Source organism: Pararhizobium qamdonense (assembly GCF_029277445.1).
Classification (GTDB): domain Bacteria; phylum Pseudomonadota; class Alphaproteobacteria; order Rhizobiales; family Rhizobiaceae; genus Pararhizobium; species Pararhizobium qamdonense.
Genome location: NZ_CP119566.1, coordinates 2514526 through 2529179, shown reverse-complemented (window position 1 = coordinate 2529179; position 14654 = coordinate 2514526). Strand labels below are relative to the sequence as shown.

General features: G+C 60.5%; 15 protein-coding genes. 7 read left to right on the top strand and 8 right to left on the bottom strand.

Features of this window, described 5'->3' with window-relative positions:
- Positions 1-39: 39 nt before the first annotated feature.
- On the top strand, positions 40-519 hold the full coding sequence (soxR, locus tag PYR65_RS12165) for a redox-sensitive transcriptional activator SoxR (protein WP_276118166.1): 480 nt from the start codon (positions 40-42) through the stop codon (positions 517-519).
- A 28-nt stretch (positions 520-547) separates the two neighbouring features.
- Here the strand turns inward: soxR and PYR65_RS12160 are convergent, their stop codons facing one another.
- Positions 548-808, bottom strand: coding sequence for a hypothetical protein (locus tag PYR65_RS12160; protein ID WP_060640832.1), 261 nt, complete (start codon positions 806-808; stop codon positions 548-550).
- A gap of 214 nt (positions 809-1022) precedes the next feature.
- On the opposite strand from PYR65_RS12160, the gene hemF reads away from it, so the two are divergent.
- A complete protein-coding gene (hemF, locus tag PYR65_RS12155) occupies positions 1023-1934 on the top strand; it encodes an oxygen-dependent coproporphyrinogen oxidase (RefSeq protein WP_276118165.1) in 912 nt (303 codons plus the stop codon).
- A gap of 70 nt (positions 1935-2004) precedes the next feature.
- Here the strand turns inward: hemF and PYR65_RS12150 are convergent, their stop codons facing one another.
- Positions 2005-2259: a hypothetical protein gene (locus PYR65_RS12150; RefSeq protein ID WP_276118164.1), complete on the bottom strand. Its 255-nt coding sequence runs from the start codon at positions 2257-2259 to the stop codon at positions 2005-2007.
- Positions 2260-2415: 156 nt separating this feature from the next.
- Here PYR65_RS12150 and PYR65_RS12145 point away from each other — a divergent pair, with 156 nt between their 5' ends.
- Entirely contained in the window at positions 2416-2679 is a 264-nt protein-coding gene (locus tag PYR65_RS12145) for a BON domain-containing protein (protein WP_276118163.1), read from the top strand.
- A gap of 30 nt (positions 2680-2709) precedes the next feature.
- On the opposite strand, the gene PYR65_RS12140 is transcribed toward PYR65_RS12145, so the two are convergent.
- The 4 genes from PYR65_RS12140 to PYR65_RS12125 all read right to left on the bottom strand — a co-directional run bounded on the left by PYR65_RS12140 (position 2710) and on the right by PYR65_RS12125 (position 6992).
- A complete protein-coding gene (locus tag PYR65_RS12140) occupies positions 2710-3324 on the bottom strand; it encodes an ABC-type transport auxiliary lipoprotein family protein (RefSeq protein WP_276118162.1) in 615 nt (204 codons plus the stop codon).
- Between the two features lie 210 nt (positions 3325-3534).
- Positions 3535-4905, bottom strand: coding sequence for an MlaD family protein (locus PYR65_RS12135; protein ID WP_060640828.1), 1371 nt, complete (start codon positions 4903-4905; stop codon positions 3535-3537).
- 93 nt (positions 4906-4998) lie between these two features.
- A complete protein-coding gene (locus tag PYR65_RS12130; protein ID WP_060640827.1) occupies positions 4999-5814 on the bottom strand; it encodes an ABC transporter ATP-binding protein in 816 nt (271 codons plus the stop codon).
- 35 nt (positions 5815-5849) lie between these two features.
- Positions 5850-6992 (bottom strand): MlaE family ABC transporter permease, encoded by a 1143-nt coding sequence (locus tag PYR65_RS12125; protein ID WP_060640826.1) that lies wholly within the window; start codon positions 6990-6992, stop codon positions 5850-5852.
- A 140-nt stretch (positions 6993-7132) separates the two neighbouring features.
- Between PYR65_RS12125 and dgcA the strand changes: the two genes are divergently transcribed.
- Positions 7133-8116, top strand: coding sequence for an N-acetyl-D-Glu racemase DgcA (dgcA, locus tag PYR65_RS12120; protein WP_276118161.1), 984 nt, complete (start codon positions 7133-7135; stop codon positions 8114-8116).
- On the opposite strand, the gene PYR65_RS12115 is transcribed toward dgcA, so the two are convergent.
- On the bottom strand, positions 8086-9288 hold the full coding sequence (locus tag PYR65_RS12115) for an MFS transporter (RefSeq protein ID WP_276118160.1): 1203 nt from the start codon (positions 9286-9288) through the stop codon (positions 8086-8088). The two genes, dgcA and PYR65_RS12115, sit on opposite strands and share 31 nt — an antisense overlap.
- A gap of 93 nt (positions 9289-9381) precedes the next feature.
- A complete protein-coding gene (locus tag PYR65_RS12110) occupies positions 9382-10215 on the bottom strand; it encodes a UDP-2,3-diacylglucosamine diphosphatase (protein ID WP_276118159.1) in 834 nt (277 codons plus the stop codon).
- A gap of 205 nt (positions 10216-10420) precedes the next feature.
- Between PYR65_RS12110 and PYR65_RS12105 the strand changes: the two genes are divergently transcribed.
- The 3 genes from PYR65_RS12105 (at position 10421) to PYR65_RS12095 (ending at position 14488) form a co-directional block, all read left to right on the top strand.
- Complete coding sequence (locus PYR65_RS12105; RefSeq protein WP_276118158.1) at positions 10421-12733, top strand: NADP-dependent malic enzyme; 2313 nt, start codon at positions 10421-10423, stop codon at positions 12731-12733.
- 172 nt (positions 12734-12905) lie between these two features.
- On the top strand, positions 12906-13643 hold the full coding sequence (locus tag PYR65_RS12100; protein WP_276118157.1) for a LuxR C-terminal-related transcriptional regulator: 738 nt from the start codon (positions 12906-12908) through the stop codon (positions 13641-13643).
- Between the two features lie 200 nt (positions 13644-13843).
- A complete protein-coding gene (locus tag PYR65_RS12095; RefSeq protein ID WP_060640820.1) occupies positions 13844-14488 on the top strand; it encodes an acyl-homoserine-lactone synthase in 645 nt (214 codons plus the stop codon).
- The last annotated feature ends 166 nt before the right edge of the window (positions 14489-14654 follow it).

The window sequence follows — 14654 nt, the reverse complement described above, 5'->3', positions numbered from 1 at the left end:
CATGGTATAAAACCTCAACTAAAGTTGAGGTCAATAGAGATGCCGGAAAAAAACCAGGGCCAACTGCCACGCCGCGAACTGACTGTCGGAGAAGTCGCTGCCCGTAGCGGCGTCGCGGTCTCGACGCTGCACTTCTACGAGACCAAAGGCCTGATCCGGAGCATGCGCAGCCGTGGCAACCAGCGCCGCTATCCCCGCAGCGTCCTGCGCCGCATCGCCGTCATCAAGATTGCCCAGCGCACGGGCATTCCGCTCGCCGATATTCAAAAGGAGCTTTCCGCCCTGCCGAACGACCGGCAATTGCTGGTCAGCGACTGGGAGCGTCTGTCGGAACACTGGAAGGCCGATCTGAACGAACGGATCGCCAAGCTCACCGCGCTGCGCGACCAACTGACGTCCTGCATCGGCTGCGGCTGCCTCTCCATGCGCGATTGTCCGCTGCGCAACCCGGATGACACATTGTCGGAAAAGGGCGCCGGCGCCTATCTGATCGAACATGCAGGCGAAGAACAGGGTTGATGCTGGGAATGGAGAATGTTATCGGCCGTCAATCGGCGCTGGGCAAACGCCGCATGGTGAATTCGATCTGGTCACCGTCCAACAGCCGCCAGCTTTCCACCTCGGTCCAATAGGCGGCTTTTGGCCAGGCATCGAACCATTCCTGCGCTTTTTGCCGCGCATCGCTCCGCTCGAGCCGGAACGTCTCGCGCACGAACAATCCGTCATTGCGCTGCGGATTGTCCTTGCGGTGCCGGTCGATCTGACGTTTCAACCCGTCGAGCGGCGGTGCTGCCGGAAGTCTTGCCATGAGCTCCTCCCTTTCGCCAGTCGAACTCGTCTGTTGAAGATAGGGAAATATTCAGGGTTTTGCGAGTCCGAATCAAAGGGGCGGCCCCTGCGGCACACTGACCGGTTCGCGCCCTGCGCCGTTGCCAGCTGTGGCAAAAATATGAACTGTCGGCCAAGATGCGAATCGGCGCGCTTTGTTGCCGCTTCAGGCCACGCCAAACAGGATTACTTTCATGGAACGACCCAACCTGCCGCAGGGATTGCCTGCGGATATCGAAGACAAGAAGGCGAGAGCAACGGCCTGGTTCCAGTCCCTGCGCGACAGCATCTGCGCCGCGTTCGAGACCATCGAGGACGAACTGGCAGGCCCTTTGTCCGACCGCGAGCCGGGGCGCTTCATCGGCAAGGACTGGCTGCGTGACAACGGGGCCGGTGGCGGTGGCCGCATGTCGATGATGGACGGCCGGGTTTTTGAAAAGGTCGGCGTTCACACATCCACCGTCCACGGCGAATTCTCGCCGGAATTCCGCAGCCAGATCCCCGGCGCCGAGGAAGACCCGACCTTCTGGGCGTCCGGCATTTCGCTGATTGCCCATCCGGTCAATCCGAACGTGCCCGCCGTGCACATGAACACCCGCATGGTCGTCACCACCAGCCACTGGTTTGGCGGCGGCGCCGATCTCACGCCGGTTCTCGACAGCCGCCGCACGCAGACCGATCCGGATACGATGCTGTTTCATCGCGGCATGGAGATCGCCTGCCGGCGCCACGCCGTTGCCGATTACCCGCGCTTCAAGGATTGGTGCGACGAGTATTTCTTCCTGAAACACCGCAACGAATCCCGCGGCATCGGCGGCATCTTTTTCGACTGGCTGCATTCCGGCGAGGAAAAAGGCGGCTGGGAGGCCGACTTCGCCTTCACCCAGGATGTCGGCAAGGCCTTCAGCCTGATCTATCCCAAGATCGTGCGCGCCAATTTCAACAGACCCTGGACCGAGGAAGATCGCGACGAGCAGCTGGTGCGCCGTGGCCGCTATGTCGAATTCAACCTGCTCTACGATCGCGGCACGATCTTCGGCCTGAAAACCGGCGGCAATGTCGATTCGATCCTGTCCTCGCTGCCGCCCGTGGTTCGCTGGCCCTGAGAGGAATGCCTGGAATGCCAAAATCCGGCCGCTGTCAACGGCCGGATTTTTGTTGCCTGAAGAGTGCGTGTCAGTCGCAGATCTTGATGCGGCGGATATGCAGGTTACCCCAGCGGTCCCAGCGCTTCACTTTTTTGGTGTAGCAGGACGGCTCATAATAGCCGCCGCCATAATAGCCATCGCCATAATAGCCCGTGTTGTAGAAGCCGATGGAGAATCCGCCATGGTGACGGCCGTGATGGTGATGTCCGCCGGCCTGCGACGGTGCGGCAAACGAGACGGCGGCAATGACTGCGACGGCGGCGGAAAGAATGAACTTGCGCATGCTGAAATCTCCTCTGTTGGTTCCTGATGAGTTCGTCTCATCCAGTGATCCAACAGTCTCACGCGCCGCTTATCTGTGCTGTTTCGAATGGAACAGGGCTGAACAAAAGGCTCAATGCCGCGTTATCCGCGCATAACCGCATCGGAGCACAAAGCCATGGTTTTCAAAGAGCGCACATTCTACGGCAAAACGCCCGAAGAGTTGATCGAGGGCGATGAGGCGGATCTCGAAACGCGGGTCGCCAATTGCCTGGCCACCGTAGACGGACTGGACGCATCGGATATTTCGGTGATCTCGAAGGGAAACACGATCGTGCTCAGCGGCACGGTAGCGACCATCGAAGAGGTGGAGCGGGCAGAAGAAGCCGCAAACTCAGTCGAAGGCGTTGCGGAAACCGTCAACCGGATCGTGGTGGCCTGATCCCGGTTGCCTGATCGGGATCTTGCCCGATCAGATCGCTTTCAGCGTCCAGCGGACGATCTCGCCGGCCACCTGTGCAAATGCAACGTCAAGACCCGCGACGAATGCCGGCGCTCCGCTTCCGCGCACCGGAACGGTGGCGCGAAATGCCTTTTGTGCCCCGACAGTGCCGGTGCGATCATTGAGGATCTTGGCGAAAATTTCCACGACGGCGGTATCGGAGCCAGCCGTCGATATTTCGAACGAGCGGATTTCGGTGATCACCTGATAGTCGATGGCGAGCCCCTCGCCCGGCTTGCCGACGCCACCGATCTTGCCGGTATTCTCAAAGGCCTGCACCAGCTTTGCCTGCACCATTTTCGGCAGGCGGTCGCTCCACTGCGATTTGGCCAGATACTGGATTTCCGAACCCGACAGCCGGATCACCACCTGATCGCTATCCAGTGCCTTCAGCGCCGTCGGCTCGGGAACGAGGATCTGCTTTTTGCTCGACGACGGCCCCTCGACGACGGGCGAAGCGGACAGGCTATAGGTATCGTTATTGGCCTTGCCGGCACAGGCGGAAAGCGTGGCGGCAAGAAGGAGTGCAGAACAGGCCCGGATCAAACCTGCCTTACGACCAAACGACATACCGGGAAAATTCATTGCAAACACTATCCTTCGCCAATCAGCAGCAACGTAGAGGCTGATCCGGTCAAAACAAGCCAAAAAAGCAGTTAAACCGCTGCGGATAGGTTAAAAAACCGCCAAGGCGTGCAGCCTTGCCACGCAAACGTCACGTCGATGGAAGCAAAGCGCTGTTCGCTGGTGGTCTCAGCGCCAATTCCCGTCCCGATGATTGCCGTTATGCTCGAATCAGCGGCGCGTGCGTCCGTCATATTGCTTGACCGTTTCGCCTCCGAACAGCAGCCGCTGCGGATTCTTGTCGAAGGTCGAAATCGTCGTATCGAGCGAATTGACGGTCCGGCGGGTATCGCTGACCAGTGCTTCGATATCGCGCAGGCCAGACCCCGAGAAACGCTTGAGGTTTTCCGCGATCGGACCGATCTGCGCATTCAGATTGTCGGCAACCTTGCGGAAGGACTGAAGCGTGGCGCGGGCGTCCGCAGACAGCGACGGCGCATCCGCATCGCCCAGGAAACCGTCGAGCTTGACCAGGATGCCATCGACGCGGCTCGACGCGGCATTCAGCTTGTTGGCCATTTGCGTGACGTCGGTGATCGTCTGGTCGATATCATTCTGGCGGCCCTTGATGCTCTCGGCAAAATCCGCAACCGACGCAACCGCCTTGCGGGCATCGGCGCTGGCCGCCGAGACGTCGTTGACGACGCCGGAGACCTTCTGCGTGTCGATGGAGGCAATCAGCAGATCGACACGATCGAGCGATGCCGTCGCCTTTTCGCCAAACCGTTCATAGGTATCGGCCGTCTTCTTGAACGAGGCGATGGTATCGGCCACGCCGGAGGACGCAGCGCTCAGGTCGTTGCTCATCTTCTCAACATTGGCGACGATATTGTCGATCTTCCTTGGATCAACCGATTTGACCAGCGTATCGGCGGCAGACAGGGTGGAATCGAGCTTGCTCGCCGCTGACGTGATCGAGGTCGACAGCGCGCTGACGCTTTCCAGGAATTTGTCGATGCCTTCCGAATTGTCGGCCAGCGACCGGGTGAAACGGTCGGCATTGGAGATCGTATTGGTCAACGGCCCGCGCACATCCTTGACGAAGCCCTGGATGTCGCCGATCGCGTCATTGGCGCGGTCGAGAATCTTGTCGGCGGTGGCCAGAAGGCTGGTGACGCTGGACTGGTCGGCGGTCAGCTGTGCGGATGTGCCGGTATCCAGCGCCTTGCGCAGGATATTCTCGTCACCCTTGTTGCCGCCGCTGAGCTCGATATAGGCAGCCCCCGTCAGACCCTGGATTTCCAGGGTTGCCGTGGTCGATTTCAGCACCGGCGCATCGGCCGACACCTCGGTCACGGCAACGGAATAGCGCGGATCGTTGGAATTGATGGCAAGGCTGCGCACCGAACCGACGGGGATACCGTTGAAGCGCACAGGCGATCCGACGCTCAAGCCGTTGGCCGAGCCAGGGATGCTGATGACAAGCTCAGCCATTTCGCCGCTTCTGCCATATTGGGACATCCAGTAGACAAAGCCGAAGGCCGCGAAGATGACCGCGACGGTGAAAAATCCGACGATGGCGTAATTGGCTTTTGTTTCCATTGCTACCGGTACCCTTGGGGGACGCCGCCAACGCGGCTCCTTGCTTCAATTAATCAGTCGGCTTCAATTCGTCGTTCCTGTCATGCAGCGCTGTCAGGAGGCTTTCGTGTCATCGTCGCGCACGATCGAACGCGCGCGCTTGCCCTGGAAGTAGGAGGTCACCCACTCGTCGTCGCAGGCCAGCATGTCCTCGATCGTGCCTTCGACCAGAACCTTCTTCTTGCCGAGCACCGCAATCCGGTCGCAGACCGAAAACAGGCTGTCGAGGTCGTGAGTCACCATATACACGGTCAATCCCAGGGTGTCGCGCAGTTTGGCGATCAGATTATCGAACTCCGCCGCCCCGATCGGGTCAAGCCCGGAGGTCGGTTCATCGAGGAAGACAAGGTCGGGATCGAGCGCCAAAGCGCGTGCCAGAGCCGCGCGCTTGATCATGCCGCCGGAGAGTTCGGACGGAAACTTGTCGGCCGCTTCCGGCGCGAGACCCACCATATCGATCTTCAACCGGGCCAGCTCGTCCATCAGCTCCTGCGGCAGGTTGAGATATTCCCGCATCGGCACCTGAATGTTCTCCTTGACCGTCAGGGAGGAAAACAGCGCGCCGTGCTGGAATAGCACGCCCAGGCGCATGTCGAGCTCCATGCGTTCCTCTTCGCTGACGGCATCATATTCGACGCCGAGAATCTTGATCGAGCCGGAGCGGCGCGGCAAAAGCCGCAGAACCGTGCGCATCAGCACCGATTTGCCGGTGCCCGACGCCCCGACGAAACCGAGAATTTCGCCGCGATAGATGTCCAGGTTCAGCTTGTCGAGAACGATATTGGAGCCGAAACCGACGGTCAGGTCCTTTACCGACAGGATGACTTCCGTGCCGTCTTCACCCGGCTGTTTCACCGCGTCGTCTGTCATCTCGTCCTCTACATCCACCGGCAAAACCTCTCCCATCAGAAATTGATCGCCGCATAGAAGATCGCAAACAGGCCATCGACGAGAATGACCACGAAGATCGACTTCACCACCGACTGGGTCACGTGCTTGCCAAGCGATTCGGCGCTGCCGCCGACCTTCAAGCCTTCAACGGCGGCAACCACACCGATGATCAGCGCCATGAAGGGCGCCTTGATCATGCCGGCCAGGACAGAGGAAAAATCGACTGCTTCCTGAAGGCGCGCCAAAAAGGTGGAGAATGTGATGCCGGAATAGCTCCAGGTCACCACGGCAGCACCCGTGAGCGCAGAAAAATTGGCGATGATCGTCAACAGCGGCAGCGCCACGGTCAGCGCCACCAGCCTTGGAAATACCAGGACGCCGATCGGGCTCAGTCCCATGACTTTCAGCGCATCGATTTCCTCGCGCATCTTCATAGAGCCGATTTCGGCCGTGATCGCGCTGCCGGAACGGCCGGCGATCATGATGGCGGTGAGCAAAACGCCGATTTCACGCAGTTGCAGGATGCCGACGAGATCGACGACGAAGAGTTCGGCGCCGAAATAGCGCAGCTGGAACGCTCCCTGCTGGGCAATGATCGCGCCGATCAGAAACGACATCAACAGGATGATCGGCACCGCCTGGACACCCATGCGATCGATCTGGTTGATAATGGCCGCCGGCGACACACCGCTCTGGCGGCCAAGCTTCAATTGCGCACCGCGCACCGCCGACCCGAGAATGAACATCGCGGCAACGGTGTCTTCCCAGGCGGAGACGACCGAATTGCCAACCGGGGTAAAGATGCGGACAAACAGCGATCTGGCGCTCTTGCCGTCTTCGGCCGGCTCGGGCAGCGCCTCCGGCAAGGCGCTCAGGAGTTCAATATAGCGCGGCTTGTCGCTGGTCAGCTTCACGTCGCCGATCTGCGTCATGAAACGGCGGATGACCCAGGCGCCGGCCGTGTCCATCGCAGTGACGCCGCTCAGATCCACCTCGCCTGCCTCGCCGCCCTTGGCCGCAAACGCATCCAGCTTCGGCGTTGCCAGGTGAATGGAGACGCTGCGCCAATCGCCGCTAAACCGATAGGCCCGGGTGCTGCCATCGTCAGCTTCTGCGAGCTCGACGTCGGTATCGGTTTTCAGTTGGGAACGCGTCACGTGTGTTAGGTCTTCCGGAGATGGCTGCATTTGATAAAACGTCAGCGACTCATAGCCGCTAGAACCCGGTCTGTCACCGATTGAAACGTTTCCGTACCAAACGGTTGCCAGCTGCGCCATGGAAGACACAGGAGAACGCCATGACCCGCCAGATGAAAACCATTGCCGAACACTTTCCGATCTCAGGCAGTTTCACGATTTCGCGCGGCAGCAAGACCACCGCCTCCGTGGTGACCTGCCATGTTTCCGAAGGCGGATTTTCTGGCATCGGCGAATGCGTGCCCTATGGGCGCTACGGTGAAACCATCGACAGCGTTCTGGCGGCAATCGAAACGATGCGCCCGCAGATCGAGGCTGGCATCGGCCGCGAGGAGTTGCGGCAGACCATGCAAGGCGGCGCGGCGCGCAATGCTGTCGATTGCGCGCTTTGGGATCTGGAAGCGAAAAAAGCCGGCATTCCCGCCTTCACGCTGGCCGGTCTTGCTGAGCCCCGCCCGCTGACCACCGCCTATACGATTTCGCTCGGTGAGCCCGAGGCCATGGCGGCGCAAACCGCACGTTATGCGCACCGGGCGCTTTTGAAGGTCAAGGTCGGAACGGCCGACGATGCCTCGCGGATCCGCGCCGTGCGGGCGGCGGCCCCAGATAGCGCCATTATTCTCGATGCCAATGAAGGCTGGACGGAAAACAACCTCGCCTATCATTTCGCCGTCTGCGCCGAATCGGGAGTATCCTTGATCGAGCAGCCGCTTCCCGCAGGACACGATGCGCCGCTCGCCTCCATCAGCCGCCCCGTTCCGGTCTGCGCCGATGAAAGCGTCCACAAGACCGAGGACCTGCCGAAACTTGCGGGGCTTTATGACGCCGTCAATATCAAGCTCGACAAGACCGGCGGCCTGACAGAGGCGCTGCGCATGCGCGATGCGGCGCGGGCACTCAACCTGAAAATCATGGTCGGCTGCATGGTCGGCACGTCGCTCGGCATGGCGCCGGCGGTGCTTTTGGCTGAGGGCGCCGAGTTCGTCGATCTTGACGGACCGCTGCTTCTCGCCCGTGACCGCGAGCCCGGCCTGCACTACGAGGGATCGCTGGTCTACCCGCCTCGTCCCGCCCTTTGGGGCTGAAGAACCCAGGCGGCAAAGGCAGAACAGCAGCCGATAAAGGCAACGACCGACATCGAGTAGAAGCCGTGCACACCAAACCAGGTATAGAAATAGCCGGAAGTGAACGTGAAGATCGCCGTGAAGATGCCGGTATAAAAGAAGTACAGCCCCTGCGCCGAGGATTCCTGTTCCTCCGGAACGCGCTGCACCAGGATATTCTGCATCCCCGTATGCATGATCGCATAGGTGAAGGCGTGGAAGCACTGAAGGGCGAAATAGCCCCAGAAGCCGAGATCCATCGGAAAGATGATCCAGCGTACGACGGCAAGGAGGCAGCCTGAAAAGATCATCGTCCACAGGCTGAACCGCCGGATGATCATTCTCGCGCAGAAAAACATCGCGACTTCAGCGGCAACCCCCGCACTCCAGAGAAGACCGATCTCGGTGCCGGTAAAGCCGATATGCTGCCAATAGATCGCCGAAAAGGCAAACAGCATCGCATGGCTGCCGTTGACCAGCGTCACGCCGATCAAAAGCAGCTGCAGATCCAGTTTGCGCAGCGCCTTGGGTGGCGGCTCCGTGAGCGTCGTCAGGGTGGACGGACGGCGCGGCTTGCCGACGCGTGGCGCAATGAAGGTCAGCGCAATCATCAGCAGAAAACCGCCGGCCATGGCAGGCAGCACCATCGCGCCGCCGTAGAGCCCGATCATCACCCCGCCCAGCATGGTCGCGCCGATGAAGGCGACGGAGCCCCAGACGCGCATCGTCGCATAATCGAAACCCCAGCGCCGCACGCCGGTCAGCGCAATCGCCTCGACGATCGGCACATAGGGCGCATACACGCCGCCCTGGACGGCATAGATGATCAGCACGAACCAGAAACTATGGGAGACGAAGAGCGCGAGCGCCGTCAGCAGGGACAGCACGGCCGACCAGATCAGCACTTGCGCCCGCTCGCCGATTTTGTCGGCCAGAAGCCCGACCAGCGGCGCCGTGACGACGCGCACGAACATCGGCACGGCAAGGATGATGCCGATCTCGAAATCGCTCAGCGACAACGTGCTCAGCCAAACCGGAAAATACGGCATGGCAAAACCATTGACGACCAGCGGCGCGCAAAAGAGCAAGGCGATCCGCACCACGAAAAAACGCGGCGCTTCCTCGCGAACGGGAGGCGGAGACAAGGGAATCATGGAAGGACCTGACAGTAACGTGCAGGATTTATCACGCGAGCTGAGAACAGCGCCAGCCGCTAGTTTTCCCTACAGCGCCTGCCAGCCGCAGTTTTAGGCCGCCTGTTGCGAAAGAGCCCGCGCCATCATGATTTCGACCTCGGTCGTGTCTTCGCGCGTAACCGGCACGCTGCTCAGCTCCCGCCAGGTAATCAGCTCCATGGTTCCGTCCTGGTGCTCGGCGATCGCCGTGCAGCTCTCCACCCAGTCGCCGGTATTGATATAGCGGATGCCGCCAATGTCTTCCATCACGGCATGATGGATATGGCCGCAGATGACGCCATCGGCATTTTCGCGGCGGGCCTCGTCGGCCACCACGCGCTGGAATTCGCCGATGAAGTTGACGGCATGCTTGACCTGCAGCTTCGCCCAGGCGGAAAACGACCAGTAGGGCATTCCAAGACGGCGGCGGATGGCAGCCAGGCCGATATTGATGACGATCGCCGTGTCATAGGCCCAGTCGCCGAGATAGGCGAGCAGGCGGGCATTGCGCACGACCACATCGAATTCGTCCCCGTGCAGCACCAGATATTTGCGGCCGTCGGCAGCCTCGTGCATGTGGCGCTGGGCCACCTCGATGCCGCCGAAATGCACGCCTGGAAAATCGCGCATAAACTCGTCGTGATTGCCGGGAATGTAGACGATGCGGGTGCCCTTGCGCGCCTTGCGCAGCAGTTTCTGGACGACGTCGTTGCACGATTGCGGCCAGTACCAGCTCCGCTTCAGCCGCCATCCATCGACAATATCGCCGACAAGGATGATCGTCTCGGCCTCGGTCACACGCAGGAAATCGAGGAGATAATCGGTCTTGGCGGCCTTTGAACCCAGATGAACGTCGGAAATGAACAGGGTCCTGAAACGCTGGGGTTCTTGCTCTTTCTCGGTCATGCTGCCTCGCAACGGTCTGTCGTGCCTCTCTTGTAAGCCTTCAAAAACAGACTCTTGTTTCAGGATAATGACAGCCTGTGGAACCAGCGGCATGCCCGGAGAAACACCTGTTCCTTAAAACCGGGGATAAACGCCCGTTTCGAAACTGTACGGAGCCGATTTTTCATGCAAAAAGAGCCGCGACGAATAGGTAGGGAATGACGATATGAGCACCGGCGACAAGGCCAAGACCCCAGCGGCCCCAGCAAGCGGCGACCTCGACGAGCAGGCGCTGTTTTTCCACCGCTATCCGCGCCCAGGAAAGCTCGAGATCCAGCCGACCAAGCCGCTCGGCAACCAGCGCGACCTAGCGCTTGCCTATTCCCCCGGCGTTGCAGCCCCCTGCCTTGCCATCCGCGACGATCCGGCAACCGCTGCCGACTATACCGCGCGCGCCAATCTGGTCGCCGTCGTCTCGAACGGCACGGCGGTCCTCGGCCTTGGCAATATCGGCCCGCTCGCCTCCAAGCCGGTCATGGAGGGCAAGGCCGTCCTGTTCAAGAAATTCGCCGGTATCGATGTCTTCGATATCGAGATCGATGCGCCTGAAATCGACCAGATGGTCAATGTCATCTCGGCCCTGGAGCCGACCTTCGGCGGCATCAACCTGGAAGACATCAAGGCGCCGGAATGTTTCGAGGTCGAACGCCGCCTGCGCGAAAAGATGGATATTCCGGTTTTCCACGACGACCAGCACGGAACCGCAATCATCGTTGCCGCCGCCATCCTCAACGGCCTGGAGCTGGCCGGCAAGGACATCGCCAAGGCCAAGATCGTCACCTCCGGCGCCGGTGCCGCAGCCCTCGCCTGCCTCAATCTTCTGGTCACACTCGGCGCAGAGCGTCAAAATATCTGGGTCCATGATCTCGAAGGCCTCGTCTATACCGGCCGCGAAGTGCTGATGGACGAGTGGAAGTCGATCTACGCGCAGGACAGCGACAACCGTGTGCTGGCCGACAGCATTGCCGGTGCCGACGTCTTTCTCGGCCTCTCTGCCGCAGGCGTTCTGAAGCCGGAACTTCTGGTCCAGATGGCGGAAAAGCCGCTGATCATGGCGCTCGCCAACCCCAATCCCGAAATCATGCCGGAGGTTGCGCGGGCAGCCCGCCCCGACGCCATGATCTGCACCGGCCGCTCGGACTTTCCCAACCAGGTCAACAACGTCCTCTGCTTCCCCTATATCTTCCGCGGCGCGCTCGATTGCGGTGCCCGCACGATCAACGAGGAAATGAAGATGGCGGCGGTGCGCGCCATCGCAGCCCTTGCCCGCGAAGAGCCCTCCGATGTCGCCGCCCGCGCCTATTCCGGCGAAACCCCGGTCTTCGGCCCGGATTATCTGATCCCCTCGCCGTTCGACCAGCGCCTGATCCTGCGCATTGCGCCGGCTGTCGCCAGGGCCGCTGCCGATAGCGGCGTCGCCAACCGGCCGATTACCGATTTCGACGCCTATCTCGATCAGCTCAACCGTTTCGTCTTCCGCTCCGGCTTCATCATGAAGCCGATCTTTGCCGCCGCCAAGAATGCTCAGAAGAACCGGGTGATCTTTTCGGAAGGCGAAGATGAGCGCGTGCTGCGCGCCGCCCAGGTGCTGTTGGAAGACGGCACGGCCCGCCCGATCCTGATCGGCCGCCCGCAGATCATCGAAACCCGCCTGAAACGCTATGGCCTGCGCATCCGCCCGGACGTGGATTTCGAAGTGGTCAATCCGGAAGGCGATCCCCGGTTCCGCGACTATGTCGATGACTATTTCGCGCTGGTCGGCCGCCTCGGCGTCATTCCGGAAGCAGCCCGCACCATCGTTCGAACCAACCAGACCGTCATCGGCGCGCTCGCTGTACGGCGCGGCGAAGCCGATGCCCTCATCTGCGGCGTCGAAGGACGCTACAGCGCCCATCTGCGCGCCGTCTCGCAGATCATCGGCAAGCGTGAGGGCGTGCTGGACTATTCGGCGCTCAGCCTGCTGATCTCGCAGCGCGGCGCCACGTTCCTCACCGATACCTATGTGACCTTCAATCCGACGGCCGAGGAAATCGCCCAGAAGACGGTCATGGCTGCCCAGGAAATCCGCCGCTTCGGCATCACCCCGCGCGCAGCCCTGGTCTCCCATTCGAATTTCGGGTCGCGGGATTCGGAAAGCGCCTTCAAGATGCGCAAGGCCATGCAGATCGTGCGGGAACTGGCGCCCGATCTTGAAGCCGACGGTGAGATGCACGGCGATTCCGCCATTTCGGAAGCCCTGCGCCGCCGCGTCATGCCCAACAGCACGCTGGCCGGAGAAGCCAATCTGCTGGTCTTCCCCAATCTCGACGCAGCCAATATCACGCTCGGCGTCGTCAAGACCATGACCGATAGCCTGCATGTCGGACCGATCCTTCTGGGTACGGCCCTGCCCGCGCATATCCTCTCGCCATCGGTCACATCGCGCGGCGTCGTCAACATGGCCGCACTGGCGGTGGTGGAAGCCTCCTACCCCGCCTAGTAAAAAACGGATCAAACCGGCGTAAAAACCGGTTTGATCAAAATATATCCACAGTCTAAACTGCAATTTATAGTTTAGTGTATCAAAAATACACAGTTAACCAAAGATTGCACTGGACAAAGACTGAAACGGTTATCATGCTGAAACCCACAAAATAACAGGGTATCGTAGCATGGCTGACCAACAGGCATTCTTTGACCTGCTGGACATTATGGAAAACGAGGAACTCGTTGAGCCGACACGGTTTTTCGACCTGATGTGCAGCACTTTCAGCATTGCAAACCTGCTTTACCTCGACGTCGGCATTCTGACGGCCGGTGTGGTTATCCACAGGCTGCACCATACGTTCAGCGCCCGCAGCCTCTCAACCTATATCGACAAGCAGTACCAGCGTATCGATCCGATCCTGCGCATGACCATGGGTGGGTTGCGGCCTGTGGATTGGGCAACGGCGCGCAAGCTTCATCCCGAAAGCGAGCCTCTTTTCTCCTCGGCCACGCAGCTCGGCCATGGGCTCGACGGCGTCACGCTGCCGCTTGCCACACCGCCGCGACGGCTGGCCTTCCTGGCAATCCAGGCCGATGTCCCCGCCGACGAATGGCCGGCCTACCGGCGTCTGCACCTGCGCGATTTCCAATTGCTGGCCAATCTTTTCCACGCAGCCCTGCTGGAAAGCGACGAGGAGTGTCAGCCGGCCGAAGAATGCGCCAAGGCGTTAACCCACCGGGAAACCGAAGTGCTCGGTTGGGCCGCCGCCGGCAAGAGCTACTGGGAAATCGCCACCATCCTTGGCATTTCGGAGCGCACCGTCCGCTTCTTCATGACCAATGCCCGGCGAAAGCTGAACGTCGTCTCCAACAGCCAGGCCGTCGCCCAGGCCGTCCGGCGCGATCTCATCCCCACTTTCTGACATCGTCTGCAAGGGTTCGTCGTTCGCCCGAAGCCCTTTCATCCCCCTGTTGTCCTTGTTCTCCTGATCGGAGGTCCTTTCGGACCTCCGATCAGGAGAAACGCATTGGCGTGCATTGGAAACCTGTCACTACCGACAGTTATGCCAACCCATAAAATTTGACAGCATTTGCTCCTGAACCATCAACACAGGAGCAAAAAATGATCAGGATTTTCAACCGCAACACCGGCAAGCAGAATCCCGGCGATCTCGACGCCATGTTCCGGCTGCGCAAGCGCGTCTTTCACGACCTGCTGAAATGGGACGTTTCGCTGCGTGGCGATTGGGAAATCGATCACTACGACGACGCCAATCCGCTCTATGTCATGTCCTATTCCGACCAGACGGGCCGTCTGCGCGGCGCGTTGCGGCTGCTGCCGACGCTCGGGCCGAACATGCTGGATGATACGTTTCCGATCCTGCTCGGCGACAATCCGCAGGTGCGCAGCGCCTCCATCTGGGAATCCAGCCGCTTCTGCATCGATCCGGCCATCTCGCAGGATCGCGGCTCTAACCAGGTGACGATCGCAGCGGCGGAACTGATGTGCGGCGTCGGAGAGCTCGGCCTGTCCTCCGGCCTCAGCCATATCGTCACCGTCACCGATGTCTTCCTGGAGCGCATGTTCCGGCGCATGGGCTGCCCCGGCGAGCGCATCGGCGAACCGCAGCGGATCGGCTCTGTATTTGCCGTTGCCGTTGCCTGGGAGGTCACAACCGGCCTTCTGGAGCAGATGAAAACTGTCGCCGAAATCGGCGGTTCGGTGCTGGAGCGGCCGATGTCGCTTGAAACCGCCCGGGCGGCATGACCAGATATCCGGGAGAGCCGCCGATTGTGGCTCTCCCGCCTCGCCCCGCATTTATCTCCCGCTTCCCGTTAACGCTGGCAACGAGACTGCGTTGCAGCAGCGCCGATTGACGCTATGATGGGCAAAAAGTCAGAGTGCGAGGATGTTCCTTCGCACCCGGCAGGGA

What these genes read in the sequence shown, in the direction of transcription:
- PYR65_RS12160 (WP_060640832.1), bottom strand. Translation starts at nt 808, where the DNA reads ATGGCAAGACTTCCGGCAGCACCGCCGCTCGACGGGTTGAAACGTCAG.
- dgcA (WP_276118161.1), top strand. Translation starts at nt 7,133, where the DNA reads ATGACCCGCCAGATGAAAACCATTGCCGAACACTTTCCGATCTCAGGC.
- PYR65_RS12100 (WP_276118157.1), top strand. Translation starts at nt 12,906, where the DNA reads ATGGCTGACCAACAGGCATTCTTTGACCTGCTGGACATTATGGAAAAC.
- PYR65_RS12115 (WP_276118160.1), bottom strand. Translation starts at nt 9,288, where the DNA reads ATGATTCCCTTGTCTCCGCCTCCCGTTCGCGAGGAAGCGCCGCGTTTT.
- PYR65_RS12095 (WP_060640820.1), top strand. Translation starts at nt 13,844, where the DNA reads ATGATCAGGATTTTCAACCGCAACACCGGCAAGCAGAATCCCGGCGAT.
- PYR65_RS12110 (WP_276118159.1), bottom strand. Translation starts at nt 10,215, where the DNA reads ATGACCGAGAAAGAGCAAGAACCCCAGCGTTTCAGGACCCTGTTCATT.
- PYR65_RS12135 (WP_060640828.1), bottom strand. Translation starts at nt 4,905, where the DNA reads ATGGAAACAAAAGCCAATTACGCCATCGTCGGATTTTTCACCGTCGCG.
- PYR65_RS12140 (WP_276118162.1), bottom strand. Translation starts at nt 3,324, where the DNA reads ATGAATTTTCCCGGTATGTCGTTTGGTCGTAAGGCAGGTTTGATCCGG.
- PYR65_RS12130 (WP_060640827.1), bottom strand. Translation starts at nt 5,814, where the DNA reads ATGACAGACGACGCGGTGAAACAGCCGGGTGAAGACGGCACGGAAGTC.
- hemF (WP_276118165.1), top strand. Translation starts at nt 1,023, where the DNA reads ATGGAACGACCCAACCTGCCGCAGGGATTGCCTGCGGATATCGAAGAC.
- soxR (WP_276118166.1), top strand. Translation starts at nt 40, where the DNA reads ATGCCGGAAAAAAACCAGGGCCAACTGCCACGCCGCGAACTGACTGTC.
- PYR65_RS12145 (WP_276118163.1), top strand. Translation starts at nt 2,416, where the DNA reads ATGGTTTTCAAAGAGCGCACATTCTACGGCAAAACGCCCGAAGAGTTG.
- PYR65_RS12150 (WP_276118164.1), bottom strand. Translation starts at nt 2,259, where the DNA reads ATGCGCAAGTTCATTCTTTCCGCCGCCGTCGCAGTCATTGCCGCCGTC.
- PYR65_RS12105 (WP_276118158.1), top strand. Translation starts at nt 10,421, where the DNA reads ATGAGCACCGGCGACAAGGCCAAGACCCCAGCGGCCCCAGCAAGCGGC.